Below are 26,407 nucleotides of genomic sequence, written 5' to 3'. Positions count from 1 at the left end.
TGCTCGAGAGAGAATGAGAGAGGAGTGAAGCAAGATGGGAAAAGTACATGTTTATGACCATCCTTTGATTCAGCACAAAATGACGATTATGCGTAAAGTCGAGACGGGGACGAAGCAGTTCCGTGAACTCGTTGACGAAGTTTCTTCACTTATGGCATACGAAATCACGCGTAGCCTACCCCTGACAGACGTAGAAATCGAGACACCGGTCTCTGTTTCGACTCAAAAAATGATTGCCGGCAAGAAATTGGGAATTGTCCCAATTTTACGTGCAGGGCTTGGTATGGTGGATGGGTTCCTCAAAATGATGCCGAACGTAAAAGTCGGTCACATCGGTCTCTATCGCGATCCAGAAACACTTGAGCCACATGAATACTACTTGAAACTTCCGACAGACGTGACGGAACGCGACTTCATCGTCGTCGATCCGATGCTCGCAACAGGCGGTTCGGCTGCCGATGCTATCGCTTCACTTAAAAAGCACGGAGCAAAGTCCATCAAGTTGGCTTGTCTTTGTGCTGCACCAGAAGGCGTAGAACGTGTGCAAGCAGAACATCCGGATGTGGAGATTTATCTCGCGGCACTCGATGAAAAGTTAAATGATCACGGTTATATCGTTCCTGGACTTGGAGATGCGGGTGACCGTTTGTTTGGTACAAAATAAAAATGAAGCGAGAGTCGCCTGTGCGATTTTCGCTTTTTTCATGAGTGCTATAAAGGGTTACTTATCATCTGTCGTTGTCACGAAATAGACACAAAATAAGATGGTGAGAATCATCATATGAGATAGTAACATGCTGTTCCTTCATATTTAAAAGTATACCACTAGTTTGGTTCTGGAAACGCGGGAAACATGTACATGCTGAGAACAATGAGATTCCTCACAAAAAAATGGGTAAAATCGCTCGACACGGGAAAAACTTCCTCGGTATACTGATACAGGACGTTGAAAACGATTTCAAAATAAAAATGCCAGTCGTTTCGTAACTCTTTGTGAACGTAAACGCTTACGGATTGAATTTTCCAAAACGTGGGGGTATAACTGAACTATTCTTCATCTGATTCCTTTTGTGAAATGTTATAAAGTCAACATTTTTATTTCAACGTTTCTTCACACTTTCTTAAAAAAGAGCAGTAGTCATTAAGTTTATGAAGTGCGTAAAACTATTGATATGACTTGATTTAAAGCGCTTTTATAATTGTGAAATCCATTGACTTCTTATGCCATTTCTATTACTCTGAACTTGTGTGACTTTTGATGGTCACGCGAGTGTGAATTAGTGAAGAACAGAGGATCACGTAATGCTCGAAAGGAGGATTCTGATGGCGAAAAAAGACAATCGTTATCTATCCTACGCCTCGCTCGCTTCACAAATCTCGACAGCACTTGCCGGACCGATCGTCATTGGTTATCTCGTCGGACAGTACGGCGAAAGACGTGAATTTTGGGGCACGTTTGGTTGGAATGTGTCGATTATCCTCGGACTCGTGTTCGGGATTACGGCGCTAGTTCTCACCCTTCGGAGTTTATTGACAGGAGAGGACGAATGAATACGATTCAAGCAGACAGAAAAGCGCAGAAAGAATTGATGAAGCGTTATACGAAATGGTTTACCGTCTGGTTTGCGATTTTGTTGATTGGCGCCCTCATCATCCCGATGTATAAAGCCGTATTTCTCGGGTTGTTCATCGGCGGGGTCGGAAGTCTCATTATTCTACATATGCAGAATCGAAGCGTCATTCGCATGTATGACGTCATCGAGCATGGACGACGACCAAAGTCGCATGGGACCGTTTCAAGAATGGCGGTCGGTGCGTTAGCAGTGATAGTCGGTCTTCTCTACGAGGATCGGGTGTCCGTCATAGCGGTGGTAACTGGTCTAATCGCCGGCCACATCATACAATTTGGCGAGTTTACACTTGCCCAGCTCAGCAGGAAAAGAGGTGAATATTAATGGGTCATGAGTTTCCCACATATTCTCTGCACTTTGGGGACTATACGTTATACGGGAGCTGGACGAACGTCATTACAGTGCTAATAGCAGCTTTACTCGTCTTCGCATTCGCCATCTGGGGGACAAGACGTTTGGCTATGAAGCCGACTGGCAAACAAAACTTCATGGAATTCTTCGCAGAGTTCGTACGTGGAATCATCGCAAGTGCGATGGACTGGAAGACAGGTGGCCGCTTTATCGGATTTGGGATGACGTTGATTTTGTTCATTCTCTTCTCAAACTTGATGGGTCTACCGTTTAACGTCATTTCCGGACACTATCTGTGGTTCAACTCACCGACGGCCGATCCTTACGTAACCTTGGCGTTGTCGACACTCGTCGTTGCAATGTCGCACTATTATGGGGTGAAGCTACACGGGTTGAAACACTATTCGGCGGAGTTCGTGAAACCAGTCTGGTTCTTGCTTCCGATCAAATTGATTGAGGAGTTTGCAAACACGTTGACGCTCGGTTTGCGTCTATACGGTAACATCTTTGCCGGTGAAATCATGATTACCATCATCTTGGGACTCGCGATTACAGCCGAAGGAGCACTTAACCCACTCGGCGCAATCTTTGCGGTCTTCCCAATGATTCTATGGCAAGGTTTTTCAATCTTTATCGGGGTTATCCAATCCTACATTTTCCTGACGCTTGCAATGGTGTACATCGGGCACAAAGCTTCGGCCGAACATTAATTCGGACATCTCGCCAAAGCGTTACAATCAAATTATTTACTTAACTTTTAGGAGGAATATACACAATGGAACAACTCAATCTTCTCGCAACAGCACTTGTTATCGGACTTGGAGCACTCGCAGCTGGTATCGGTAACGGTTTGATCGTATACGGAACAGTACAAGGACAAGCACGTCAACCAGAACTCAAAAACGAACTTCGTCAAACGATGTTCATCGGTATCGGTTTGGTTGAGGCCCTCCCGATCATCGGTGTGGCTGTCGGTTTCCTTCTCCTCAACTCTTGATTTCGAGTTAACGAGAATAGCATAAGAGGGAGCACGTCTCCCTCACTTATTTAGTCAAGAGGAGGGTATGCATGGATACGATGATGATTGCAGCTGGTGCTGGCGGCGAAGGCCTCCGCATTCTGGATATGATCTTTACAATTTTCACATTCCTCGTACTCTTGGCCCTGTTGAAGAAATTTGCTTGGGGACCACTCCTTGGAATGATGAGACAGCGTGAAGAGTATGTAGCGAACGAAATTGAACTCGCTGAAAAGAGCCGCAAAGATGCGGAAAACTATGTCGTCGAACAACGTGATGCACTTAGTGCGGCACGTACAGAGTCGAAAGAAATGCTCGATGCAAGCCGTCGACAAGCAGAAGCGGAACAAGCACGCTTGGTGGAGCAGGCGCGTTTGGAATCCGAACAAATTAAAATCGAGGCAGAGAAAGCGATTGAGCGCGAGCGTGAGCTTGCGAAACAATCCCTTCAAACCGAAGTCGTCACACAGGCGCTCTCGGCAGCACGCCACGTCCTTCAATCAGACCTTAAAGGCGATGAAGCGAAACAACGTGCCCTCGTCACAGACTTCCTGTCTAAAGCGAAAGGTGCGAACTGATGAACGCATCATTAGCAAAACGCTATGCCAAAGCGCTCTTCGACTTAGCGCGGGAACAAGGCACGCTCGACCAAGTCGAAGCGGAAGTGCGTCTGCTCGATGAAGTGCTCCACGCGACTCCTGAACTCATGGATCTCTTAACAAATCCGGCAGTCAGTGACAGCGAGCTTGCACAACTTTTAAAAGACAGCTTTGGTGATATGACGGCGATTGTCGTGAACACACTTCTCGTCATGGTCGAGAACGACCGTGCGGCAGAGGTTCGCGCATTGCCACGTTACGTCCGCGATTTCATCAACGACTACCGTGGGATTGCAGAGGGTATTGTCACAAGCGCCTTCCCGTTGTCGGCAACAGACTTGAAAGACGTTGAACTCGTCTTTGGAGAGAAGCTTGGGAAGACGCTCCAATTGAAGAACGTCGTCGATGAAGAAGTCATCGGTGGACTCCGTGTCCAGGTCGGATACACGACGTACGATGATACGATCGAAACGAAACTTACACGCCTTGAGCGTGAATTGTTGAATGCGTAAGAAATAGGGGTGAATTCAATGACAATCAAAGCTGAAGAAATCAGCGCCCTGCTAAAAGAACGAATCGCTTCGTACGGTTCTGAAATCGAAGTCAGTGAGACAGGTACAGTCATTCAAGTAGGTGACGGTATCGCTCGTGCACACGGACTCGATAACGTTATGGCGGGGGAACTCGTAGAGTTCTCTAACGGCGTAATGGGCTTGGCGCAAAATTTAGAAGAAGGTAACGTCGGGATTATCATCCTTGGCGATTACAAAGGCATCAAAGAAGGCGACTCTGTCAAACGTACAGGTCGCATCATGGAAGTTCCAGTTGGTGAAGCACTCCTCGGACGTGTCGTGAACCCGCTCGGACAACCAATCGATGGTCAAGGACCAATCGTGACCGACAACTATAACCCGATTGAGCGTAAAGCTTATGGCGTTATGGCACGTAAATCAGTTCACGAACCACTTCAAACAGGAATTAAGGCGATTGACGCCCTCGTTCCAATCGGTCGTGGTCAGCGTGAGCTCATCATCGGTGACCGTCAAACAGGTAAAACATCGGTTGCGATCGATACAATCATCAACCAAAAAGAAGAAAATATGATTTGTATTTACGTTGCTATCGGTCAGAAAGAATCGACTGTACGTGGCGTAGTAGAGACGCTTCGTCAAAACGGCGCGCTCGACTATACAATCGTTGTTTCGGCATCGGCATCACAGCCGGCACCACTTCTTTACCTCGCACCATTCGCAGGGGTATCGATGGGTGAGTACTTCATGGACCGTGGACAACACGTCCTCGTCGTATATGATGATCTCTCGAAACAAGCGGCAGCTTACCGTGAGCTCTCGCTTCTTCTCCGCCGTCCTCCAGGCCGCGAAGCCTACCCAGGGGATGTCTTCTACCTCCACTCACGCCTTCTTGAGCGTGCGGCGAAGTTGAACGACGAACTCGGCGGTGGTTCATTGACAGCACTTCCGTTCATCGAGACACAAGCATCGGATATCTCAGCATATATTCCGACAAACGTTATTTCGATCACGGATGGTCAGATTTTCCTTCAGTCGGACCTCTTCTTCTCTGGGGTACGTCCAGCGATTAACGCCGGTCTTTCAGTATCACGTGTTGGTGGTTCGGCTCAGGTGAAGGCGATGAAGAAAGTTGCTGGTACACTTCGTCTTGACCTCGCATCATACCGTGAGCTTGAAGCGTTCGCACAGTTCGGGTCAGATCTCGATAAAGCGACGCAAGCGAAGTTGAACCGTGGTCAACGTACGGTTGAAGTCTTGAAACAAGACTTGAACGAACCGCTTTCTGTAGACAAGCAAGTTATCATCATCTACGCACTCACGAAAGGTCATCTCGATGACATCCCAGTTGAAGACATTCGTCGTTTTGAAACAGAAATGAACGCATGGCTCGACCAAAACCGTAAAGACCTCTGCCGTGAAATCCGTCAGACAGGAAACCTTCCTTCAGACGAGGCAATGGTCGATGCAATTACGGAATTCAAAAAGACGTTCTCGCCATCGGTTTAATCCGGTGACGAGCGTCTATTAAGGTGGTGAATCGAAATGGCATCATTACGTGAGATCCAGATGCGGATCACCTCGACCCAAAGCACGAAGCAAATCACGAAAGCGATGAACATGGTGTCGGCGTCGAAGTTGAACCGGGCCCAAGGGAACAACGCCAACTTCAAACCGTACATGGAAAAGTTGGAAGAAGTCATCTCGTCGATCGCCGGTGGTACATCAGGCGCGACACACCCGATGCTTCAAGTACGTCCCGTCAAACGGACTGGTTATATCGTCATCACGTCAGACCGTGGACTCGCAGGCGGATATAACGCCAGTGTCTTGCGTGACGTGTACCGTGAACTGAAAGACAAGCACGCATCAACAGATGAGTATCGTCTTTATGTAATCGGAAAAGTCGGTGTCCAGTTCTTCAAGTCACGCAACATTCCGGTGTATAGCGCGATGACAGGGCTAAACGACCAACCAACTTTTGTTGAAGTCACAGAAATCGTCAAACAGACGGTTGGTGCCTTCAGCGAGAGCGAGATTGATGAATTGAAGCTCTGCTTCAACTCATTCATCTCGGTCATCAGCCAAGAAGTGAAGATTCAACAATTGCTCCCGCTCGGGGATATCGAACAGTCCGCATCCAATGTGATGTATGAATACGAACCAGAAGAAGAAACGATCTTAGCGGCGCTCCTCCCACGTTATGCGGAAGGACTCATCTACGGCGCATTGCTCGATGCGAAAGTATCAGAGCACGCAGCCCGGATGACGGCGATGTCGAATGCGACGGACAATGCGGATGAGCTCATTCGCGGACTCAAACTCAAATTCAACCGCGCGCGTCAAGCAGCGATCACACAAGAAATCACAGAGATTGTCGGAGGTGCGGCGGCGCTGGAATAAGCGCGCGCCCTCTAGATTGTAGGAGGCTAACACGATGAACGAATACGGCATGAAAGGCCGCGTAGTCGCAGTCATGGGCCCAGTTATCGACGTGAAGTTCGACAACCACTTACCGAACATCTACAATGCTCTCAAAGTCACTCACGTGGCAGCGACGGCAGAAGATGTTAGTGTCGACTTGACGCTCGAAGTAGCTGTTCACCTTGGTGACGACACGGTCCGTACGATTGCGATGGACTCAACTGACGGCGTTCGCCGCGGTATGGAAGTACTTGACTTAGGCTCACCGATTTCGGTACCGGTTGGAGAAATGACACTTGGACGTGTCTTCAACGTTCTTGGTAACCCAATCGATGATAAAGAAGTGGCAGCTGACGTGCTTCGTGCACCGATTCACCGTCAAGCGCCAACATTCGACGAATTGTCAACGAAAGTTGAAATCCTTGAAACAGGGATCAAAGTCGTCGACCTTCTCGCACCTTATATCAAAGGTGGTAAAATCGGACTCTTCGGTGGTGCCGGTGTAGGGAAGACCGTTCTCATCCAGGAACTCATCAACAACATCGCGCAAGAGCACAGCGGGATTTCTGTATTCGCAGGAGTCGGTGAGCGTACACGTGAAGGAAATGACTTGTTCCACGAGATGACGGACTCAGGAGTTATCAAGCAAACAGCGATGGTATTCGGACAGATGAACGAACCACCAGGCGCACGTCTTCGTGTTGCCTTGACTGGTTTGACAATGGCGGAATACTTCCGTGACGAGCAGGGACAAGACGTTCTTCTCTTCGTCGATAACATTTTCCGTTTCACACAAGCAGGTTCGGAAGTTTCGGCCCTTCTCGGACGTATGCCATCAGCGGTAGGTTACCAGCCGACACTTGCTACTGAAATGGGTATGCTTCAAGAGCGGATTACATCGACTGCCAAAGGATCAGTTACATCGATTCAAGCGGTATATGTACCGGCCGATGACTATACGGACCCGGCTCCAGCGACAACGTTCGCTCACCTTGATGCAACAACGAACCTTGAGCGTCGTCTTTCAGAGATGGGGATTTACCCAGCCGTTGACCCACTCGCTTCAACATCACGTGCCCTTTCACCTGACATCGTCGGAAAAGAGCATTATGCGGTAGCACGTGACGTGCAGCAGACGCTTCAACGCTATAAAGAACTTCAAGACATCATCGCAATCCTTGGGATGGACGAGTTGTCTGAAGACGACAAACTCACGGTTCACCGTGCACGTCGTATTCAGTTCTTCTTATCACAAAACTTCCACGTGGCTGAGCAGTTTACAGGCCAAAAAGGTTCGTACGTACCAGTCAAAGAGACAGTTCGTGGCTTCAAAGAGATCCTCGAAGGTAAACACGATGATCTCCCTGAAGATGCATTCCGTCTCGTCGGTCCAATCGAAGACGTCATCGAAAAAGCGAAGACGTTGGTCTAAGACCTACGCGGAAGGGGGAAACTAGACGATGAATACTGTTCACGTCAACGTCGTCACCCCAGATGGTGCAGCCTTTGAAGGGGACGCACGAATGGTCATCGCCAAATCGGTCACTGGTGAGCTTGGTATTTTACCGAAGCACATCCCGATGGTGACACCACTCGACGTCTCAGTCCTCAAACTGCGCCACGAAGATGGTGGACGCACGCTGATCGCAATCAGCGGTGGTTTCATGGAAGTTCGTCCCGATACGGTGACGATCTTAGCTGAAACAGCCGAAATGGCGGATAAGATTGATTATGACCGCGCTTCTGCGGCGAAAGTTCGGGCCGAGCGTCGTCTTCAAGACTCAAAGCTCTCAGAACTCGAATTCCGTCGTGCGGAGCTTGCGCTTAAAAAAGCGATCAACCGCTTGAGCATTCGCGATATCAATGAATAATCATGACTCTCACACGAAAGTGTGGGAGTTTTTTTGGTTTGTGTAAAAGATGGGCCTTTTGTCGTGCTTCTAAATGACATGACTAGTATAAAATATATGGGAGAAGACCGATAATAAGAGTGGGAATGATTGCAAAGGAGATTAAAGGATGAAAGTTTACGTTGCGCGACAACCGATTTTTGATCAACAATTACGTGTTTGCGGCTATGAATTGTTATATCGCCGCAGCGAAAATAATATCTTTGAAAATGTCGATGATTCGTTAGCGACGGCCGATGTCATCCATAACGCATATCTCGTCTTTAATTTTCGGGAGTTGACGGAGGGGACACGTGCATTTATCAACTTTCCTCAAACGCTGATTGAAGGAGAAGTGCCGTCACTGCTACCTCGTCAATCGCTCGTCATTGAAGTGCTCGAACATGTTGAACCGACTGAAAAAGTTTTACATGCTCTTCGTTCATTGAGACGTCAAGGGTATACGATTGCACTTGATGATTTCGTGTTTGAGGAGAAGTATCGGCCATTGATCGGATTAGCCGACATCATCAAAATCGATTATCAAGCGACACCAGTGGATCAACAACAAAAATTGATTGATGCACTTGGACATCGGGTTGAATTTTTAGCGGAAAAAATCGAGACACCGGCAGAGTACGAGATTGCGAAACGATTAGGTTATAAAATGTTTCAAGGCTACTTCTTCAGTCGTCCGATTGTTGTTCACGGGGCTGAAGTTCATCCGTTACGTCATACGCTCATTGAAATGTTAAAAGAGCTCGATCGTCCGGAACCGAGTTTCCAGCGCATTTCAGCGCAAATCGAGCGAAGTGTCGACTTATCCTATAAGATGCTCCGTACGGTCAATACGGTGTATCAAAAAGGTCGTCGCACGATTCAATCGATCGAACAAGCCGTCGCGCGAATCGGATTGGATGAGTTGAAGCGGTGGTCGTATTTGATGTTACTTCGGGAGATGCAAACGTCTGAGTCAAAAGAATTAATTAAACAGAGCGTTATTCGTGGCAAGATGATGGAATTGATTGCAGAGGATACGTTAGATGATGTATCACCGTTTGATGCGTTTATTACCGGGATTTTCTCATCACTCGATGTCATTTTGGATGAGTCGATGCAAGCGCTGATTGTGGAGTTGCCGGTAGCGCCTTTTGTGAAGGCAGCGCTCCTTGGGGAACAGAATGGGTTACGAGTGTTACTCGAAGAAGTCATCGCTTATGAAAAGTTGACAATTCCTATTCATAACACAAATTCAGATTGGTCTCAATATTATGTCGAAGCAATTCGTTGGTCACGTAGCCTTGACGAATCCGATGAATGATGTTTGAAATATGTGAGGGGCGTCAATTAATGTAGTAAGACCTTACTGCTGATGACGTCCTTTTTGGTGTGCTTGTAGAGAAAGTGAGTTGGTCGAATGGTTCAAACCGCTCGAAGCTTGAGACACTGAGTCTTTTTTTCTCTAACATGACATGATATGATTAAAAATGGTACGAATTTTAGAAAAGAGGGGAATCGTCGATGATCAATACCGTATTTTCGCTAGCGATTTACGTTATAGCGATTTACGTCGCTTGGTGGGCGCTCTTACCCGTCAAATGGGATAAGTTGCTCAATCAAGTGAAGAGTCCGCAAGCAGCAGTTTTGCGTGTTCTCGTAGCTGTCGTCTTCGGTTCACTGATTGCCCAGTTCTTTTTGGAGTATATCCGATTGGCGCAGGCGCTCGCACCTATACAGTAGTCGCAGAATATTTAACAAACTGTAATCCTGCTGTAACGACTCCTATATGATTATCATGTAGGATAAATTCGTCTGACATGATGCGTTTTCATTTCGTTTGCATTTATTTATTTCATTTTTTGTGAAATGAAAAACCATCACGTTTTACAAACCATTCTAATAATCGACATCATCACATCCGGAAACGGATCACGACGCATTATATAAAAAAACAACGAAGTTGGAGGACAAAGAGAGATATGAAGGATTTGATTGTAGTCCGTGGAGGACGTAAACTGTCAGGTACTGTACGCGTTGAGGGAGCAAAAAACGCCGTACTTAAAACATTGGTTGCCACTCTATTAGCTAGCGAAGGAAAGTCAATCTTACAAAATGTACCACGTCTTGCTGACGTGTACACGATTAATAAAGTACTTCGTCACCTCGGTGCAGAGGTATCGTTCAATGAAGAAAAGAATGAAGTAACTGTCGATGCGTCGGGCAACATCAAAGATGAAGCACCGCTTGAGTACGTCCGTAAGATGCGTGCTTCAATCCTCGTCATGGGACCTCTTCTCGCTCGTCTTGGTCATGCTCGTGTAGCGATGCCAGGCGGATGCTCGATCGGCTCACGTCCAATTGACCTCCATTTAAAAGGATTCGAAGCGATGGGTGCGAAGACGGTCATCGGGAACGGATTCGTAGAAGCCTCTGTAGAAGGTCGCCTTCAGGGTGCTAAGATTTACTTGGACTTCCCATCTGTTGGTGCGACTGAGAACATCATGATGGCTGCTGTGCTCGCAGAGGGTACGACCATCATCGAAAACGTTGCAAAAGAACCTGAAATCGTAGACCTTGCGAACTTTTTGAACGGAATGGGCGCACACGTACGCGGTGCAGGTACAGAAACGATTCGCATCGAAGGTGTGGAAGCACTCCGCGGGGCAGAGCACTCAATCATTCCTGATCGCATCGAAGCAGGTACATTCCTCGTCGCCGGCGCGATTACAGGAAGTGACATCGAAGTCATCGGCGCAGAACGTGAACATCTTCGTCCACTCATTTCAAAAATGGAAGAGATGGGTGTTCGTTTCGAGGATACTGCTGAAGGCATGCGTGTCTCAGCACCGGATGAGTTGAAGCCGGTTGATGTGAAGACAATGCCACACCCTGGATTCCCGACAGACATGCAATCGCAAATGATGGCACTCGTCTTGAAAGCAGGTGGCACATCTGTCATTACGGAAACGGTGTTCGAGAATCGTTTCATGCACGTGGAAGAGTTCCGTCGCATGAATGCGGATATTAAGATTGAAGGACGTTCAGCAATCGTCAAAGGAGGCGTAGGCCTTCAAGGAGCAGAGGTCGTTGCAACTGACCTTCGTGCTGGAGCATCACTTATTCTCGCAGGTCTTATCGCAGAAAAAGAGACTCGCGTTGGTGATTTATATCATATCGATCGTGGATACGTCGACTTCCACAAGAAACTTCAAGCACTCGGTGCAGACATCGAGCGTATTGAAGGGACTGTCGAAGCTGCTGAAGAAATGGTTCAGAACTAAGAGACGAACACGAAATAGAGGGCGAGGAGAGACTCTTCTCGCTCTTTTCAATGAAGAAACGAACGGAGGAACCTACACATCATGTTTTCAAAAGATATCGGGATTGATTTAGGGACAGCAAATGTTGTCATTCACGTCAAAGGGAAAGGAATCGTCTTAGACGAGCCTTCAGTCGTTGCGATGAAACGCTCTACAGGGAAAGTACTAGCAGTCGGTTCAGAAGCGTATGAGATGGTTGGTCGTACACCTGGTGATATCGTAGCGATTCGTCCTCTCCGTGATGGAGTCATCGCCGATTTCGCCACTACAGAAGAAATGCTCCGTCACTTCATCGAAAAAATTCAAGTCCGAGGCTTCTTCGGAGGCATTCGTATGTTGATTTGTACACCTGCGAACGTCACACCGGTCGAAGCAAAAGCGATTCGCGAGGCAGCTGAGAAAGCAGGAGCGAAAGAGGTCTTCCTCGAAGTCGAACCGAAAGCGGCAGCCGTCGGTTCAGGCATGGATATTTGGAAACCAGTCGGTCACATGATCATCGATATCGGTGGTGGGACGACAGACGTCGCCATTCTCTCGATGGGAGACATCGTCTGCGGTGAAACAATCAAGATTGCCGGGGACCGTTTCGATACGGACATCCTTCGCGCCATCAAAGAAAAGCATAAGCTCATCATCGGGGAGCGTACAGCCGAGCAAATAAAGAAAGAAATTGCAACCGTATTCCCAGGTGGGCGCAATGAAACGATGGATATTCGTGGACGTGACATGGTACGTGGATTGCCACGTACGGTGACCATCACGTCGGAGGAACTTCGCGAAGCAATGGCTGAATCAGCCAATGAAATCGTCGAAGCGACGAAGCGGGTGTTAGAACAGACACCACCAGAACTCGCAGCAGATATTATTGACCGTGGCATCATCATGACAGGTGGAGGATCACTCCTTCACGGCCTTGACCAACTCGTAGCAGAGCGAGTGATGCTTCCAGTCATGATGGCCGAGGAGCCGACACTCAGTGTCGCGCACGGGACAGGCATTATGCTCGAGAACTTAGATCGATTGAAGTAAACAAACAAGCGACCGCGCTAGCGGTCGCTTGTTTTGTATAGGTAGACGAGTTTTTCGTTCATGAAATGTTTCTTCACTGCCTATACCTGGATAAAATTGTATATAATGAAATCAACAATTCAAGAGAGGGGAATCATGATGGCACCGATTTACTAAAGAACTGAACGGAATAAACCAATAGAAACGGAGGACATCATGAACAAACCACTTACGCTTATCACGGGAGTCAGCCGTAATCAAGGGATCGGAGCTGCGATTGCGCGAAAACTTGCCTCTGAAGGACATGACTTGTACTTGACACACTGGAGTTTGTTTGACGCTTCAGAAGGTATCGGAGAAGAAAGAGGTTTTATCGAACGATTGGTTCAAGAATTGACCGAGAGAGGTGCCCGTGTCGAGCACGAGGCTTACGATTTGGCTTCAGGAGACGAACTCGGTCTACTCGATCGAATCGAGGCTAAACTTGGTGTACCGAGCAGATTGATTCATAACGCCACATATGAGCGTCACGTCAATGTCAAGAACTTTGAGACTGCGGTCTTGAGAAAGCATTACATAGTGAATAACGAAGGGGCACTTGGGCTCACATTTGCGTTTATTGAACGCTATAAACAAGCGGGACATCAAGATGGTCGAATCCTGTTTTTTGTATCGGGAGGGGCGGATGCAAACAACCTAGCCTACATTGCAACGAAAGGCGCTTTGATTGCCATCACACCTGCGTTGGCGAACGGATTAGGAGAGTACGGCATTTCGGTGAATGCGCTCGATCCGGGTCCGACAGATACGGGGTGGATTAACGACGAACTTCGCGAACATCTGCTGCCATTGTTTCCGTACAAGCGAGTGGGAACGCCTGAAGATACAGCTCTTTTTGTTTCTTTCTTGATGGGGAGAGACGGGGCATGGGTGAACGGACAACATCTTCATGTGGATGGTGGTTTCACGGGACGCTAATACAAAAAGGCATCTTGCTTTTTGCGAGATGCCTTTTCTTAGTGCCACGTATAGTCTTTGTCGACAAACAAGCGATTTTTCAAGTCCGTTTTTGAAATCGTAGATTCAGTCGCATCAAGCCAATCATAATAATCACATGCACAGGTATCACCAAGTTCGATGGAATAGCCATTATTTATCGTATTGACAATAATATCGAGTTCATGTTCAGCTAACGTCTTCTTCAATCGATAAATGGTGTTGTATACGTTGTGTAAGGCGCGTTGTGGTTCATCGATGTCCGGATAAAGTGTTTCAGCAAGCACCCATTTATTAACGACCTGTTTACGATGATAGACCAAATAAGCGAATAACTCCTCCGTTTTTTGCGTTGGCCACTTCACAAGGTTTCCATCTTGTGTTCGTACCGAAAAACGATCCAAGAATTGTATGCGACAAGATTGATGGAGGTTCTTTTGTTGAATTGTCTCATAGCGCTGGATGATACGTGGAATGACATTATGAATCATCTGCTCAGTGATTGGCTTCAACAAGTAATGTGTCGCATGAAGATTGAATGCTTCGACTGCATATTGTTGATGGGCCGTTGTAAAGACGATCTGCGTCCGTTCAGGCAAATAGGTGGCAAGCTCAAGCCCGGTCATTTCAGGCATCTCGATATCTAAAAAGACAAGGTCTACCGGGTGCTTTTGAATAAAAGTGAGAGCTTGAACCGGACTTTGGAACGAACCAATCCACTCAAGAGACGGCTCCTCTTTTATAATCCGCTCCATCATCCCTAAAATATGATGTTCATCTTCAATTAAAATCGTACGCATCTAAGTGATTCGTCCTTTCCTGTTTTAGTAATCGCAAATGGATAGTAGTTCCTTTTCTTAAAACGGAATTTAAGTCGAATGTCGCACCCTGGAGATGTTCAATCCGATTTTTAATATTACATATTCCGATACCAGATGTTTCTTTTGATAAATCTGGATCAAAACCACTCCCTGTATCTTGAACATAAATCTCAATCATTCCGTTTCGTTCTTGGATGGAAAGTGTGAGTCGTTTTTGTCCAGGGTGTCGATAGAGTCCATGTCGAACGGCGTTTTCAACAAGTGGTTGAATCAACAAGGGCGGGATCGAACAGTCCAAAAGAGATTCATCAATTTCTTTCTCGATCTCGAACGAATCACGAAACCGTGTCTGTTCAATGGCGAGATAAGAGTCGATCATATCGACTTCTTGGCGAATAGAAATCTCATTTTCGGTACGACCATTTTCAAAAATAAAGCGGACGTAAGTGCTCAAATGACTGAGTAGACGAGCTGCATCGGGTGGAGACGTATAACAGAGAGCGATCACGTTTCCAAACGTATTGTAGAGGAAGTGTGGTTTGATTTGAGCGTTGAAGAATGACATTTCGTGTTGCGAGGCCAACGCTTCAACTTGTTGTTTCTTATTCTTATCCGTGGACATATGAATCGGTAGCAATAAAAACATCAACAGGAAATAAATGATAGTAAATGTATTGGCATACAACTGCTGATCGGGCGAAACGATGAACGTCGATGTCGTGATTCCGATATACCCGACGAGTTGGGCGAGCGTGAAGGTTAATAATTCGAGCGGGTTACCTGACTTGTATTTTTCAAGAAGCCATCCAATATTCAATCCGACCCAGAAGAACGTGATAAATAAAACGATCATCCATACAAAGTATTCATACACCTCGTAAACGGAAGAGGGCAGGAAGATGGCTAGTACAGTCAATCCATACAGTGGATATCTCGAAATGGCCAAAAACCGGTCAAATGACACCCGTTCCAAACATCGCGAAAACTCAATTAGCATGATGATGCTCAGTAAGGCTAAACTTAACGTCAACTTATCACTGCCCGAGATCCACATGCCGTTTCGGGACATGATTGAAAAACTCGTCAACAAAAAGAAGGCTGTCCCGAAACCATACAACCGTTCATTTCGGTGAAAGAGATAGACGATGGCATAGAACATGGCAATCAAAAGTGAAATGAGCAACATGAAAAATTCGTAGCCGGCATAAGCATTTTGAGTAGTCATGATGGAATGTAACGGTCCGACCAATATACTTTCTTCGATGGGTGCGGAATTACCTGCCTGTCGTTCATGTTGAATCGTCAGTCGGAATTGTTTTGTCTCATCATCGATCAGGAGGAGAGACGGCTGCTCGACGAGACGATTGTTTCCAATTTGTATCGTTTCAACCATTTTCCCATCAATCAAAAGCTTAGAGGATGATAGGGACTTTGGAATGAGCAAGGCATACGTACCGGTTGGCAACGCGATATCGAGTTCATAGGTAGATTCACGATAAGGGGTTGTAAAAGGAATGGTTCGATAGGATCGACGATCAACTTGGCTGACAATTCCTGACTCATAACGCCATGAGCCGTCTAGTCTCAAGATTTCTTCGTCAACAGTAGAAGAGAGAAGAGAAGCTTCGCCCTTATTAACGGTGACGGTTGGATTAATCGACTGATGTCGAGTCAATAAAGTGAGACTGACGCCAATCAACATCACAAGGATGAAGATAAACGTCATTCGATTACGCGTCATGTGCACATTCCCTTCAATCTTTGTGAGTTTCTTGTGAGGTCCTTCCGTTATTCTTCCTGTTAGGTGAATGGATTTTTGAAGTGACTCTCCGTCTCATCATCGTACCCGAACTTTTTTTAATTGAACAGAAAAAGTCATTCACCGCACGAGGTGAGGCATTCTAAGAGTGAAGGAAGAAGGCATTCCATGAAACGTTGGATTGAACAACGCATTAGTCGACAAGTTATGACAAATTTCTATATATTGATTGCCTTAGTGACGCTCACGTCGATTGGAACCTATTTTTATACACAGCAATCGATTCAAGAGACGACCGTAAAATTAGAAAGAATCAGTGAGCAACGTGCACAGGCGACAGACCTATTTGAAACGTGGCAATCGATGCAATACGAGTTAAGAGGTCACGTGCTTCTTGGAGAAAGTGCTCTATTAGAAGAAGTACGAACAGCTCAGAGGAATATCAATGAGCAAACAATCTGGTTCGAGACACAAGCAAAAAATGAAGAAGAAGTACAGTTTGCTGAAGATGCGCGCCTCCTCTTTTCTATCTATACGACGCGCGTCATGCCGGCACTAGAGCAATATGTGGTTGCGAAGCAGGCAGGAGAAATTGATGAATCGTTCCTGCAGATGCGCACCGTAGGACAATTCATGCCGAAAAATGAAACGTCCACGCAAACAAGATTTAAGCTGAACTCAAGTAGTGCGGCCGATATGAGTGCGAGCATCGTCGATATGGAATCGGTCTTTACCGATTATCGACAAAATCTTGATTTTCAAGAAAGTGAATTACGAGACTCGCTGTCGAAACAGTTAGTGAAAGCACAATGGATGTGGCTCTTGATTTTACTCGGGGCACTCTTCTTGTTATTCGTCGGCTTACAACCGTATATTTTAAGACTGACAAATCAATTGCAAACGCTGATGGTCAACAGTGAACGACTCTCGAATAATCCGAATGCGACCCTTATTCCAATCAAACCGTTGAAAAACGAAGTCGGACAGTTATCGAAGGCATTTAATGAAATGGCGACCTCCCTTCGGAGCCAACAAGATCAAGTGGATCTCGAACGAGAGAAGACCGCTCGAATTTTGCACACGATGCGCGATTCCATCGTCTACACGGAACTCAAAACGAATGAACGCTTTGGGAACAGTGCGCTCTTTGATTTATATGACCATCCGATTCCGACAACAGAACGGGGCAGTCTATACCCGATTGCGATGTATTACCCGATGTTCATGAATCAAATTGATGATCAAGAGGGACTGAATCGTTTCACGAAGCGGGCTAAAGAAGAGGGCATGTTCGATGAAGCGTTCACGTATACGATGCAGGAAGGTCAGAAAACGATTCGCATGTACGCCGAACCGATTGATCTGCAAAATGAACGCGTGGGTGTCATCTTCGTGTCACGAGATATTACCCAGGAAACAGAAATCAATCGCTTGAAGACTGAGCTTGTGGCGACAGTATCTCATGAACTGCGGACGCCTCTTACCTCGATTCTCGGGTTTTCAGAACTACTCAAAAGTCGTCAATTGGAAAACGCGAAACGAGAACGCTATTTAGACATGATTGCGAGTGAGACGAAGCGACTCGAGCGGCTCGTGAGTGACTTGTTAGATGTTCAAAAAATGGAGGCGGGTATGAGCGTACCAGACTTTAAAGTAGAGAGTCTCTATGATTTATTATCAGATTTACTCGAAATTCACGCAGGGTCGACGGAACATCATTTCTTCCATTTTGATTGTGACGAATCGTTATTCGTCGCAGGAGATCCGGCCCAACTGCGTCAAGTCTTCTCGAACATTCTGAACAATGCCATCAAATATTCACCGAACGGTGGGAATGTGACGATTGATGTCATGTGTGAAGGTGATGTGATTCGAGTCGGAATCAAGGACGAAGGATTAGGTCTTTCGGAAAAAGATGCAGCGCGAATCTTTGATAAATTTTATCGTTCGGCCTCGGAAGAAAGTAAACGGATTGGTGGAACCGGATTAGGTCTATCCATTTGTAAAGAAATCGTTCAACTGCACGGTGGTACCATCTCTGTTCAATCTCAACTTGGCGAAGGAACGACGATGATTGTCGAGTTACCGATGGTCGAGCATGTCAACGAAGAAAGTTCATCCTAATTTTGGGGATGAACTTTTTTTGAAAAAACGGTGAATGTCACGCTCGTTTGGTACGATATAAAGAGTGAATCATGTTATAGGAAGAAAGGAAGACGATTATGCTACGCGGATTATATACAGCAGCGGGTGCGATGAATGCCCTGCAACGCCAACAAGAGATTTTGAGCAACAACCTTGGTAATGTGAGAACACCAGGCTTCAAAGCATCTGACGGCGTGGTCCGATCGTTTCCGGAGATGTTACTCGCGCAAGTCAGTAACCCAGATAACGGGAAGTCGCGTGTGAAAGGAGAGGTAGGGACTCTTTCGATGGGTGTCTATCTTCAAGAAACGATGCCCCGTTTCTCAGCTGGGAGTATCACAGAATCCGGTAGCCCGACAGACCTTTATTTAAAAGCACCTACTGATTTTACGGGAGCCCCGATGTTTGCAGTCGAACAGGGCGGCGAGACGTTATATACGACAAATGGACGTTTCTCGATTGATGAGGCGCTCTTCCTTCGTTCTGCGGACGGCGGATATATCCTTTCTGATGAAGGAGAACGGATCCAACTGCCATCGAGTGAGTTTCAAGTAGGAAAAGATGGGGTCATCACCTCTCTTGGACAAAATGTGGGGACACTTGGTGCTTATCAAATCGATGATTTGACAACACTGGAGCAAGTCGGAAATGACTGGCGTGTGACGGGTGATGCGCCTGCTCCTGCACAAGTAGAGGTATTGCAAGGATTTATTGAAGAAGCGAACGTCAATCTCGATCAGACGATGGCAGATCTTATGATGACGTATCGTCAGTTTGAAGCCAATCAAAAAGTCGTCCAAGCGTATGATAAAAGTGCCGAGCGGGCAATCGAAATCGCTCGTATTCGTTAAGGAGGAGCACCATGCAGTCTATTTATAATTCGGTTAACTCCCTGTCCCAACTACAACGTCAATTGGATGTGACAGGTCATAACATTGCGAACGTCGATACGGTCGGCTTCAAGCGGCAGCAGGGACAGTTTGCTTCCTTGTTGTCACAGGCATACAATAACCAACCGCGTCCGGAATTTGAAATTGGCCGTGATACGCCGAATGGGATTCGAATTGGCGTTGGTGGACATGTCGCCGACATCACACAACAATTCAATATCGGACAAGTACGTACGACAGATCGCGGTTTGGACGTCTTCTTGAAGGCGAGCCGTCAATTTTTCGTTGTGGACACACCGAATGGCGTCGGTGTGACACGCAGTGGGAATATGCAACTGTCAGTTGGTGACGAGACGACACTTGTCGATGTGAACGGAAACCCGCTTCTTGGAGATGACGGCAATCCGATTACGATGCCGAACGATGCGACGAATCAGCGTATTCGCCAAGATGGCGTAGTCGTCGCAAGCATGAACGGAGTGGAACAAGAATTTGGACGTCTCGACATCGTGGAAGTCCGCAATACATCGGAATTAAGACCGCTTGGGGATAACGTGTTCGCAGCGGATTTGGAGACCGAAGTCGATCGTCCGCTCGGAAATCTATTGATTGAAGGGACACTCGAGTCATCGAACGTTGATTTGACGAAAGAGATGACCGACATGACCATTACACAACGTGCGTACCAAATGAACTCACGGGCCATGTCGATGAGTGATCAAATGATGGGACTTGTCACAGCATTGCGTCCATAACGCATACCGCTTCTCATACCGAGGAGCGGTTTTTATATAACTGAAAGAACAGGAGGATCAACAGATGCGAATCGTGGTTGCGATGGACTCATTCAAAGGCTCACTTTCAAGTATGGAAGCCAATCAAGCCGTCATGCATGCACTCGATGGGCATGAAGTGATCGCTATTCCGATTTCGGACGGAGGTGAGGGGTTTCTTGATGCCTGGTTCAAGACGCACGAAGATGCGACGGTCGTGGAAGAGGTCGTCACATGTCTGGATGGAGTAGAACGTACCGCTCGATTTGGTTTCGAACCGTCGACGAAACATGCGGTCATCGAAGTGGCAGAAACGACAGGTTTGACACTCCTCTCGCATGTCGACCCGTGGCGCTACAGTTCAATTGGAGTTGGACATCAGATTGTTCAAGCACTAGACTGTGGAGCAAGCGTGATCACCGTTGGGCTTGGCGGGAGCGGAACGATTGATGGTGGGAAAGGATTGCTTGAGGCGCTGGGTGTTCGCTTTTTTGATACGTTCGGGTCAGTGTTATCTACTATCCCGCATCAGATTCATGAGGTAGCATCGATAGATTGGTCAGGGGTCGATCCGAGAGTACGCAACGTCGAGTGGCGAATCGCCTCCGATGTGCGTAATCCGCTGATTGGAGAGAACGGGGCAGCGCATGTGTTCGGTCCTCAGAAAGGATTGGCAGCAGATGAAGTAATCCGATATGACGAAATCCTTGAAAGCTATGCGAATTGTTTTGAACAGGATATGAGAATATGGCAGGGAGGAGGGGCAGCTGGAGGCATCGGGTTTGCGTTCTTACAGCTCGGTGCAACATACATGAATGGCATCGAAGAAATAGTCAAGTGGTCTAAGATGGAAGAACTGTTGAAAGAGGCAGATTGGCTCATCACAGGAGAAGGAAAGTTTGATGCGCAAAGTCTTGAAGGAAAGGCACCTTACGGATTGGCCCGTCTCGCACATACGTATGGGGTACCGACACTCGTCTTCACAGGACAATCCGATTATACCTCTCATGTGGAATCCGGCATCGTTGCGATTTTTCCGATCGTGTCACGGGTTATGACGTTAGAAGAAGCGATATGGGAAGCGGCCCCGCTGCTAACAAATGCAGTTCGACGTGTACGTCACGTCATTGAAAAAGCGCCTCGACAATAGTCAAGGCGCTTTCGTGTTCACTGGGAACGTTCTTTCAAAAGATCACGAATTTCTGTCAACAATTGTTCTTCTTTCGTAGGAATCGGGGCAGCGGCCTCTTCGACTTCCTTCTCACGTTGCAGACGGTTGATGACTTTTACGATCAAGAAGAGTGCGATGGCAATCAAGACGAAAGATACAATTTGTTGAATGAAGTTCCCGTATAGGACGTCGACGCCAAGTACGCTTACTTTTAAACTAGAAAAATCAATTCCTCCAATAATGATTCCGAGAAGCGGCATAAAAATATCGTTGACGAGCGAGTTCACGATGGCTGTGAATGCTGCACCTAATACGACAGCGATCGCCAAATCGATGACATTTCCTCGCATCGCAAATTTTTTAAATTCTTTCCACATAGACAGTCCTCCTAATATTGAATAGCATAAGCGTAGCATATTTTTAAGAAAAGGAAATAATCGTTCACCTTCTGTCAGGGAAGGATGCTTGTTCGACATTTGTGCATAGGGTACACTAAAAAGGTAGCAATTTATGCATTTTAATACCAGGTACTAATATGATATAATCATTTTAGCTGAAAGGATGGTTGGACGTGGCGAACGATGAACAAACGAGTTCGGAAGAACAAAAAGGTTCACCGGAACAAGAGACAGAGCAGAAAAAGCGATCACGATTGTCGAATCATCGTCGATTCCCGATTTTACTGCGTGTACTCGTTGTTTTAGTGCTGGCAATCGCGATGCTCGCACTCGGAGCGATCATTGGATATAGCGTCATTGGCGGAGGCGATTGGAAAGATGTATTTGACATCGAAACATGGCGCCATATCACCGACTTTTGGCTAACCTCTTAAAGGCGGTGGATGGATGTATACAGTTGAGCAAATCAAAGAAGTAATTCCACACAGATACCCGTTTCTGTTAATTGATCGAATTTTAGAAGTCGAGGAAAAGAAGCGTGCTGTCGGATTAAAAAATGTCACGGCGAACGAAGAGTTCTTTAACGGGCATTTCCCAGACTATAACGTCATGCCAGGCGTCTTGATTGTTGAGGCACTCGCACAGGTCGGTGCTTTCGCGATGTTGAAAGACGAATCAAATCGAGGCAAGCTCGCCTTTTTTGCAGGGATTGACAACTGTCGTTTCAAACGTCAAGTCGTTCCGGGCGATCAGCTGCGTCTTGAGGTGGAAATCATGAAAATACGTGGCCCAATCGGTAAAGGACGTGCCGTGGCTACGGTAGATGGAGAAGTTGCTTGTGAAGCAGAACTCACTTTCGCCTTGAAGTAAGGAGAAATGGGATGCGTGCTTTAGTAATTGTGTTACTAGTTGGCTTAATGACGATTGTGGGCTGTCAGCAACTACAGACGGAAGAGTCGAAAGAAGAAAATGTCGTCTATGAACAAAATGTGGATGAGACGATGATTGAGAAGCGTGCCGGACAATCCGATGCGATTGCCGTTTCGCTCGAACGTACGAATAGTACAACGATGCTCTTTACGATTCGGATGCTTGAAAATCGTCGCCTCGACCCGACGACTGTCATGAGTTATGAGGTCGATGGAGAACGGATTGCGATTCCGTTTGGTGAATTGATTGCAGAACGGGAAGAAGACATTCGAACGTATGAATATCAGACAGACGTAGACCCTGAACTTTTCGTATCGGAAACACTTCCGCTCTTCCATCTCGTAGAGGAAGGCGAATCAGAAGTCACGATTCCGCTCGAAATTGTCAATTCGACAAATATTGAATAGAAACAGACGATTTTGTCGAAAATCGTCTGTTTTTTTGTGGAGATTGATGCGTTCTATCCGATACAAAGAGTAAGGACAGAATGGAGGAGATCGAGATGAAACAGAAATCACAATCCTTACAGACACGCATTTTAGCAGCGATGTTAGTCTTCGTCACGTTGCTCATCGTCACGTTCGGGGTCGTTCAGTATTTTAGTACGAAACATTCCGTACTCAGCACGCTTCATGCGACGATGATTGAGGACGGAGAACGAATTAATGAGGAGTTCGATGCAGATGCATATACATCCTTTTTGGGGAATCCGTCAAAAAATGAACAATATGAACAGTTTCGTGAATATCTAGATACATATCGCCAACAAATCGGAGCTATGTATGTGTATACGATTGCCACTGAGGATGAAGACGTTCAAATCATCGTGGATGGCTTGAATTCGGCAGATGCAGCGGACATCGGGACGTCGACCACAGCGCTGACGTATGAAAGAGTAGAGGCAGCATTTCAAGGAAAGACCGTCACGACCGATATCATCGATGATCCGGAGTACGGGGAGTATGTCACGGTACTCGTCCCAATCAAACGCGGTAGCGAGGTCGTTGGTGTACTCGGCATCGATAAAGCTGCAACCGAAGTCGCAGCGATTACGGGAGAAGTATTGAAAGAGAGTTTACTCCCAATCCTCATCGGCCTCATCATCTTACTTGTGGTGTCAGCCGTCGTTATTTGGCGTTATCTTGGATGGAAGTTGCGACCGCTCCAATCGCTAGAGCGCGTGGCGACCTCAATTGCGGAAGGCGATTTGGCGACAGCAACGAATGAGGTCGAGAAAATTCATCTGAAATCGGACGATGAAATTAAGTGTCTCACGGCATCGATGGACAAAATGACCCATATGTTGAAAGATTTGATTTCCGGTATTCAAACGTCGGCACAGACGGTACGTGACGAGAGCGGGAACGTCTCGAGTATCTCTGAAGAAGTGAACGAGGCCTCTCGTCAAATTGCCTACACGATGGAAGAGATTGCGAGCGGTGTCGAGAATCAAAGTGTCTTGACGATGCGTTTATACGGACATATGAATGAATTTTCAACGCTTGTCGAGCAAACGACATCGGACGGAGAACAAGTGAGCGAACAGGCGGAAGTCGTCAGTCGGGTGACGATGGATGGTCTACGTTACATGGAGAATGCCGTCGACCAAATGACTCACATTCATGCGCAAGTGAAAACATCGCAAGGACAAGTCCGCGACTTTGAACAACAAGCAGACGAGGTGACGGAACTGGTCACGATGATCCGTCAAATCTCTCAACAGACGAACTTGCTCGCACTCAATGCGGCAATCGAAGCGGCTCGGGCCGGTGAGCACGGGAAAGGGTTTGCCGTCGTCGCCTCGGAGATTCGGAAACTCTCAGATAGTGTCGCGGAGTCCGTCAGTGAAATTTCGGAAATCGTCGGAAGCGTCAAACAAAACTCGATTGCGCTCGGTCAAACCTTTACAGAAAGTATGACGGCGGCAGAGGAAGGGAAAGCGACACTTGAATCGACGAAACGTGCGTTCACTGAAATCGAACAGAGTGTCCGTCATATGCAACAGTTGACTGGATCGATGCGTGGTCAACTAGACCGAGTGAAGACAAATCAAGACCAGATTCAACACGGGTTGTCCGAAATCGCTTCAATTTCGGAAGAGAGCACGGCTGGGAATGAAGAAGTGGCTGCATCAACTGAACAGATGTCAGCGACGAGTGAGACAATGAACCGTCTCGTCAAAGACTTGTCAAGTACGGCAGAGTCGATGCAACAGATGAGTCAGCAGTTCAAGTTGTAAAACAGTCTCACTTCAGACAGACCTCTCGCGTGTCCGCTATAATGGGCGTAAGGGAGGTTTTTTTATGCAACAATTCTCTAGTGAACTGACACAATTTCGGGGGAGTCATTATGACTTCGGACGATTTCAAGGAAAATATATTAAGCGCAGTCAACTGCTCGAGAATCGAACGGACCAATGGAAACTACGCGTCCCACGATTTGAGATTGATGCGACTGAGGCGAAGGCTGCTTTTGAGGAGTTCGCTCCAAAGATTTGGGAAGAGTTGATTGGCCTCCAAGATGAGCTAAAATTATCACTCAATGATACACTGCTTCATTTCGGGCATTTCCGCGTCAATAATCCAATCAGCGGATGTTCGATTCTGACAGGGGACAATTTCCTTGTGAGAAATTACGACTATCATCCGATGACGTACGACGGGCGTTACAATGTCTTTCAACCGGATGATGGATATGCAGTCATCGGACCGGTCTCTCGTGTCACGGGCCGCATGGACGGGATGAATGAAAAAGGACTCGCCATGGGGTACAACTTTATCAATCGTCGTCGACCGGGTGACGGATTTGTCTGCCAGATGATCGGTCGCATCATTCTTGAGACGTGCGCGACCGTGGAGGAAGCGGTCGACTTATTAAAAGAGATTCCGCATCGTGGTTCCTTCACGTACGTCGTCCATGACAAGTCGTCGAAGACACGCGTAATCGAGGCGACACCGCGGGATATTCAAGTGCGGGAATCCAATATATGTACGAATCATTTCGAGTTACTGCAACACGAGAATCGCTACCACCTGGACGATTCCACGCGTCGCATGATGGAAATTAAAGTGGTGCAGCACTTGATTCAAGATGCGGAAAGCGCATTTCGTCTCATGAACGACTCCGATAAAGGAGTCTTCTCTGAACTTTATAAAAGTTGGGCCGGGACGATTCACACGGCTGCCTATTTCCCGGAAACACTCGAAACATGGTTTGCGCTCGGCGGGGACCGCGACCCGGTCATCTTCGACTTCCAAAAGTGGCTCGACGGGGAAGACTTCGATATTCATGCGCTGGACGGTGAACTCTCGACCGATATTGAGTTTGCGAACACGGTTCAACTTTGGCGCTGATGTTTGTCAGTGCTTTTTTTCGAGAAACGGGAATACACATAACAGGAGGGATAAACGATGAAACGATTTGGTATCATACTCATTATGTTGACGCTCGTCACATTGCTTGGAGGCTGTGTACCGGGTGATGGAACGTACACGACAGACCCGGCAGGTTTTTTCTGGGGCATTTGGCATGGATGGATTGCACCGATCTCACTTATCTTAGGGCTATTCAATGATACGTACCGTGTTTATGAAGTGAATAACACGGGCTGGTTTTACGATTTAGGATTTTACATCGCCGTGATTAGTGGATTTGGTGGATTGACGTTGACGCGGAAGAGTCGGGGATAATCTTGAGTGGCCCAAAGTGGTCACTCTTTTTAAAAATCTTTTTTACCGTAAACGCTTGCATTAAA

29 protein-coding genes are annotated in these 26,407 nt (G+C 46.9%); 26 read left to right on the top strand and 3 right to left on the bottom strand.

Going from position 1 to position 26,407, the window contains the following annotated elements:
• The first annotated feature begins 34 nt into the window (after positions 1 to 34).
• From upp to KNO95_RS08540, 16 genes are all read left to right on the top strand, one after another.
• A complete protein-coding gene (gene upp / locus KNO95_RS08615; protein ID WP_026825086.1) occupies positions 35 to 664 on the top strand; it encodes a uracil phosphoribosyltransferase in 630 nt (209 codons plus the stop codon).
• A gap of 659 nt (positions 665 to 1,323) precedes the next feature.
• Entirely contained in the window at positions 1,324 to 1,551 is a 228-nt protein-coding gene (locus tag KNO95_RS08610) for a hypothetical protein (RefSeq protein ID WP_026825087.1), read from the top strand.
• A complete protein-coding gene (locus tag KNO95_RS08605) occupies positions 1,548 to 1,955 on the top strand; it encodes an ATP synthase subunit I (protein WP_026825088.1) in 408 nt (135 codons plus the stop codon). Before KNO95_RS08610 ends, KNO95_RS08605 begins: the two co-directional genes overlap by 4 nt.
• A complete protein-coding gene (gene atpB, locus KNO95_RS08600; protein ID WP_026825089.1) occupies positions 1,955 to 2,692 on the top strand; it encodes a F0F1 ATP synthase subunit A in 738 nt (245 codons plus the stop codon). The genes KNO95_RS08605 and atpB overlap by 1 nt, the downstream gene beginning before the upstream one ends.
• 65 nt (positions 2,693 to 2,757) lie before the next feature.
• On the top strand, positions 2,758 to 2,979 hold the full coding sequence (gene atpE / locus KNO95_RS08595) for a F0F1 ATP synthase subunit C (protein ID WP_012727360.1): 222 nt from the start codon (positions 2,758 to 2,760) through the stop codon (positions 2,977 to 2,979).
• A gap of 71 nt (positions 2,980 to 3,050) precedes the next feature.
• Complete coding sequence (atpF, locus tag KNO95_RS08590) at positions 3,051 to 3,578, top strand: F0F1 ATP synthase subunit B (protein WP_026825090.1); 528 nt, start codon at positions 3,051 to 3,053, stop codon at positions 3,576 to 3,578.
• Positions 3,578 to 4,111, top strand: a complete 534-nt coding sequence (locus KNO95_RS08585; RefSeq protein ID WP_026825091.1) for a F0F1 ATP synthase subunit delta — start codon at positions 3,578 to 3,580, stop codon at positions 4,109 to 4,111. The genes atpF and KNO95_RS08585 overlap by 1 nt, the downstream gene beginning before the upstream one ends.
• Before the next feature lie 18 nt (positions 4,112 to 4,129).
• A complete protein-coding gene (gene atpA / locus KNO95_RS08580) occupies positions 4,130 to 5,638 on the top strand; it encodes a F0F1 ATP synthase subunit alpha (protein ID WP_026825092.1) in 1,509 nt (502 codons plus the stop codon).
• A gap of 36 nt (positions 5,639 to 5,674) precedes the next feature.
• Entirely contained in the window at positions 5,675 to 6,532 is an 858-nt protein-coding gene (atpG, locus tag KNO95_RS08575; RefSeq protein WP_026825093.1) for an ATP synthase F1 subunit gamma, read from the top strand.
• A 49-nt stretch (positions 6,533 to 6,581) separates the two neighbouring features.
• Positions 6,582 to 7,985 carry a F0F1 ATP synthase subunit beta gene (gene atpD / locus KNO95_RS08570; protein ID WP_371742778.1) on the top strand — a complete coding sequence of 468 codons (1,404 nt, stop codon included), beginning with the start codon at positions 6,582 to 6,584 and terminating at the stop codon, positions 7,983 to 7,985.
• A gap of 28 nt (positions 7,986 to 8,013) precedes the next feature.
• Positions 8,014 to 8,424, top strand: coding sequence for a F0F1 ATP synthase subunit epsilon (locus KNO95_RS08565; RefSeq protein WP_026825095.1), 411 nt, complete (start codon positions 8,014 to 8,016; stop codon positions 8,422 to 8,424).
• 148 nt (positions 8,425 to 8,572) lie between these two features.
• Positions 8,573 to 9,763 (top strand): EAL and HDOD domain-containing protein, encoded by a 1,191-nt coding sequence (locus KNO95_RS08560; protein WP_214703171.1) that lies wholly within the window; start codon positions 8,573 to 8,575, stop codon positions 9,761 to 9,763.
• 200 nt (positions 9,764 to 9,963) lie between these two features.
• Positions 9,964 to 10,182 (top strand): DUF1146 family protein, encoded by a 219-nt coding sequence (locus KNO95_RS08555; protein ID WP_084483563.1) that lies wholly within the window; start codon positions 9,964 to 9,966, stop codon positions 10,180 to 10,182.
• A 239-nt stretch (positions 10,183 to 10,421) separates the two neighbouring features.
• Positions 10,422 to 11,723, top strand: coding sequence for a UDP-N-acetylglucosamine 1-carboxyvinyltransferase (murA, locus tag KNO95_RS08550; protein WP_214798364.1), 1,302 nt, complete (start codon positions 10,422 to 10,424; stop codon positions 11,721 to 11,723).
• Positions 11,724 to 11,804: 81 nt separating this feature from the next.
• A complete protein-coding gene (gene mreB / locus KNO95_RS08545) occupies positions 11,805 to 12,791 on the top strand; it encodes a rod shape-determining protein (protein WP_214703173.1) in 987 nt (328 codons plus the stop codon).
• Between the two features lie 195 nt (positions 12,792 to 12,986).
• A complete protein-coding gene (locus KNO95_RS08540) occupies positions 12,987 to 13,748 on the top strand; it encodes an SDR family oxidoreductase (protein WP_214878724.1) in 762 nt (253 codons plus the stop codon).
• Between the two features lie 38 nt (positions 13,749 to 13,786).
• Here KNO95_RS08540 and KNO95_RS08535 read toward each other — a convergent pair whose 3' ends face one another.
• Entirely contained in the window at positions 13,787 to 14,566 is a 780-nt protein-coding gene (locus tag KNO95_RS08535; protein WP_214878722.1) for a response regulator, read from the bottom strand.
• Positions 14,547 to 16,328 (bottom strand): sensor histidine kinase, encoded by a 1,782-nt coding sequence (locus KNO95_RS08530; protein WP_214703176.1) that lies wholly within the window; start codon positions 16,326 to 16,328, stop codon positions 14,547 to 14,549. Before KNO95_RS08530 ends, KNO95_RS08535 begins: the two co-directional genes overlap by 20 nt.
• 186 nt (positions 16,329 to 16,514) lie before the next feature.
• Here KNO95_RS08530 and KNO95_RS08525 point away from each other — a divergent pair, with 186 nt between their 5' ends.
• The 4 genes from KNO95_RS08525 to KNO95_RS08510 all read left to right on the top strand — a co-directional run bounded on the left by KNO95_RS08525 (position 16,515) and on the right by KNO95_RS08510 (position 21,304).
• Complete coding sequence (locus tag KNO95_RS08525; RefSeq protein WP_214878720.1) at positions 16,515 to 18,470, top strand: HAMP domain-containing sensor histidine kinase; 1,956 nt, start codon at positions 16,515 to 16,517, stop codon at positions 18,468 to 18,470.
• A gap of 98 nt (positions 18,471 to 18,568) precedes the next feature.
• Positions 18,569 to 19,342, top strand: coding sequence for a flagellar hook-basal body protein (locus KNO95_RS08520; RefSeq protein ID WP_214703178.1), 774 nt, complete (start codon positions 18,569 to 18,571; stop codon positions 19,340 to 19,342).
• A gap of 11 nt (positions 19,343 to 19,353) precedes the next feature.
• Entirely contained in the window at positions 19,354 to 20,136 is a 783-nt protein-coding gene (locus KNO95_RS08515) for a flagellar hook-basal body protein (protein ID WP_026825104.1), read from the top strand.
• A 64-nt stretch (positions 20,137 to 20,200) separates the two neighbouring features.
• Complete coding sequence (locus KNO95_RS08510; RefSeq protein WP_214878718.1) at positions 20,201 to 21,304, top strand: glycerate kinase family protein; 1,104 nt, start codon at positions 20,201 to 20,203, stop codon at positions 21,302 to 21,304.
• 17 nt (positions 21,305 to 21,321) lie between these two features.
• On the opposite strand, the gene mscL is transcribed toward KNO95_RS08510, so the two are convergent.
• Positions 21,322 to 21,702 (bottom strand): large conductance mechanosensitive channel protein MscL, encoded by a 381-nt coding sequence (gene mscL / locus KNO95_RS08505; protein WP_026825106.1) that lies wholly within the window; start codon positions 21,700 to 21,702, stop codon positions 21,322 to 21,324.
• A gap of 194 nt (positions 21,703 to 21,896) precedes the next feature.
• Here mscL and KNO95_RS08500 point away from each other — a divergent pair, with 194 nt between their 5' ends.
• The 6 genes from KNO95_RS08500 to KNO95_RS08475 all read left to right on the top strand — a co-directional run bounded on the left by KNO95_RS08500 (position 21,897) and on the right by KNO95_RS08475 (position 26,342).
• Positions 21,897 to 22,157, top strand: a complete 261-nt coding sequence (locus KNO95_RS08500; protein ID WP_026825107.1) for a DNA-directed RNA polymerase subunit beta — start codon at positions 21,897 to 21,899, stop codon at positions 22,155 to 22,157.
• Between the two features lie 13 nt (positions 22,158 to 22,170).
• Positions 22,171 to 22,593 (top strand): 3-hydroxyacyl-ACP dehydratase FabZ, encoded by a 423-nt coding sequence (fabZ, locus tag KNO95_RS08495; protein ID WP_026825108.1) that lies wholly within the window; start codon positions 22,171 to 22,173, stop codon positions 22,591 to 22,593.
• 11 nt (positions 22,594 to 22,604) lie between these two features.
• The gene (locus KNO95_RS08490; protein ID WP_026825109.1) at positions 22,605 to 23,060 is read left to right on the top strand and encodes a hypothetical protein; all 456 of its coding nucleotides are present in this window, start codon (positions 22,605 to 22,607) and stop codon (positions 23,058 to 23,060) included.
• Between the two features lie 95 nt (positions 23,061 to 23,155).
• Positions 23,156 to 24,892: a methyl-accepting chemotaxis protein gene (locus KNO95_RS08485; RefSeq protein WP_214878716.1), complete on the top strand. Its 1,737-nt coding sequence runs from the start codon at positions 23,156 to 23,158 to the stop codon at positions 24,890 to 24,892.
• 64 nt (positions 24,893 to 24,956) lie between these two features.
• A complete protein-coding gene (locus tag KNO95_RS08480) occupies positions 24,957 to 26,006 on the top strand; it encodes a C45 family autoproteolytic acyltransferase/hydrolase (RefSeq protein ID WP_214703181.1) in 1,050 nt (349 codons plus the stop codon).
• Positions 26,007 to 26,063: 57 nt separating this feature from the next.
• A complete protein-coding gene (locus tag KNO95_RS08475; RefSeq protein ID WP_012727334.1) occupies positions 26,064 to 26,342 on the top strand; it encodes a hypothetical protein in 279 nt (92 codons plus the stop codon).
• Positions 26,343 to 26,407: the final 65 nt, after the last annotated feature.

Source organism: Exiguobacterium sp. ERU653 (assembly GCF_018617775.1).
In the GTDB taxonomy this organism is placed as follows: Bacteria; Bacillota; Bacilli; order Exiguobacteriales; family Exiguobacteriaceae; genus Exiguobacterium; species Exiguobacterium marinum.
The sequence above is the reverse complement of the archived record's forward strand: the minus strand, read 5'-3'. Positions and strand labels throughout refer to the sequence as shown.

Excerpts from the sequence above, each read along its gene's own strand:
- upp (WP_026825086.1), top strand. The coding sequence starts at position 35 with ATGGGAAAAGTACATGTTTATGACCATCCTTTGATTCAGCACAAAATG.
- KNO95_RS08610 (WP_026825087.1), top strand. The coding sequence starts at position 1,324 with ATGGCGAAAAAAGACAATCGTTATCTATCCTACGCCTCGCTCGCTTCA.
- KNO95_RS08605 (WP_026825088.1), top strand. The coding sequence starts at position 1,548 with ATGAATACGATTCAAGCAGACAGAAAAGCGCAGAAAGAATTGATGAAG.
- atpB (WP_026825089.1), top strand. The coding sequence starts at position 1,955 with ATGGGTCATGAGTTTCCCACATATTCTCTGCACTTTGGGGACTATACG.
- atpE (WP_012727360.1), top strand. The coding sequence starts at position 2,758 with ATGGAACAACTCAATCTTCTCGCAACAGCACTTGTTATCGGACTTGGA.
- atpF (WP_026825090.1), top strand. The coding sequence starts at position 3,051 with ATGGATACGATGATGATTGCAGCTGGTGCTGGCGGCGAAGGCCTCCGC.
- KNO95_RS08585 (WP_026825091.1), top strand. The coding sequence starts at position 3,578 with ATGAACGCATCATTAGCAAAACGCTATGCCAAAGCGCTCTTCGACTTA.
- atpA (WP_026825092.1), top strand. The coding sequence starts at position 4,130 with ATGACAATCAAAGCTGAAGAAATCAGCGCCCTGCTAAAAGAACGAATC.
- atpG (WP_026825093.1), top strand. The coding sequence starts at position 5,675 with ATGGCATCATTACGTGAGATCCAGATGCGGATCACCTCGACCCAAAGC.
- atpD (WP_371742778.1), top strand. The coding sequence starts at position 6,582 with ATGAAAGGCCGCGTAGTCGCAGTCATGGGCCCAGTTATCGACGTGAAG.
- KNO95_RS08565 (WP_026825095.1), top strand. The coding sequence starts at position 8,014 with ATGAATACTGTTCACGTCAACGTCGTCACCCCAGATGGTGCAGCCTTT.
- KNO95_RS08560 (WP_214703171.1), top strand. The coding sequence starts at position 8,573 with ATGAAAGTTTACGTTGCGCGACAACCGATTTTTGATCAACAATTACGT.
- KNO95_RS08555 (WP_084483563.1), top strand. The coding sequence starts at position 9,964 with ATGATCAATACCGTATTTTCGCTAGCGATTTACGTTATAGCGATTTAC.
- murA (WP_214798364.1), top strand. The coding sequence starts at position 10,422 with ATGAAGGATTTGATTGTAGTCCGTGGAGGACGTAAACTGTCAGGTACT.
- mreB (WP_214703173.1), top strand. The coding sequence starts at position 11,805 with ATGTTTTCAAAAGATATCGGGATTGATTTAGGGACAGCAAATGTTGTC.
- KNO95_RS08540 (WP_214878724.1), top strand. The coding sequence starts at position 12,987 with ATGAACAAACCACTTACGCTTATCACGGGAGTCAGCCGTAATCAAGGG.
- KNO95_RS08535 (WP_214878722.1), bottom strand. The coding sequence starts at position 14,566 with ATGCGTACGATTTTAATTGAAGATGAACATCATATTTTAGGGATGATG.
- KNO95_RS08530 (WP_214703176.1), bottom strand. The coding sequence starts at position 16,328 with ATGACGCGTAATCGAATGACGTTTATCTTCATCCTTGTGATGTTGATT.
- KNO95_RS08525 (WP_214878720.1), top strand. The coding sequence starts at position 16,515 with ATGAAACGTTGGATTGAACAACGCATTAGTCGACAAGTTATGACAAAT.
- KNO95_RS08520 (WP_214703178.1), top strand. The coding sequence starts at position 18,569 with ATGCTACGCGGATTATATACAGCAGCGGGTGCGATGAATGCCCTGCAA.
- KNO95_RS08515 (WP_026825104.1), top strand. The coding sequence starts at position 19,354 with ATGCAGTCTATTTATAATTCGGTTAACTCCCTGTCCCAACTACAACGT.
- KNO95_RS08510 (WP_214878718.1), top strand. The coding sequence starts at position 20,201 with ATGCGAATCGTGGTTGCGATGGACTCATTCAAAGGCTCACTTTCAAGT.
- mscL (WP_026825106.1), bottom strand. The coding sequence starts at position 21,702 with ATGTGGAAAGAATTTAAAAAATTTGCGATGCGAGGAAATGTCATCGAT.
- fabZ (WP_026825108.1), top strand. The coding sequence starts at position 22,171 with ATGTATACAGTTGAGCAAATCAAAGAAGTAATTCCACACAGATACCCG.
- KNO95_RS08490 (WP_026825109.1), top strand. The coding sequence starts at position 22,605 with ATGCGTGCTTTAGTAATTGTGTTACTAGTTGGCTTAATGACGATTGTG.
- KNO95_RS08485 (WP_214878716.1), top strand. The coding sequence starts at position 23,156 with ATGAAACAGAAATCACAATCCTTACAGACACGCATTTTAGCAGCGATG.
- KNO95_RS08480 (WP_214703181.1), top strand. The coding sequence starts at position 24,957 with ATGCAACAATTCTCTAGTGAACTGACACAATTTCGGGGGAGTCATTAT.
- KNO95_RS08475 (WP_012727334.1), top strand. The coding sequence starts at position 26,064 with ATGAAACGATTTGGTATCATACTCATTATGTTGACGCTCGTCACATTG.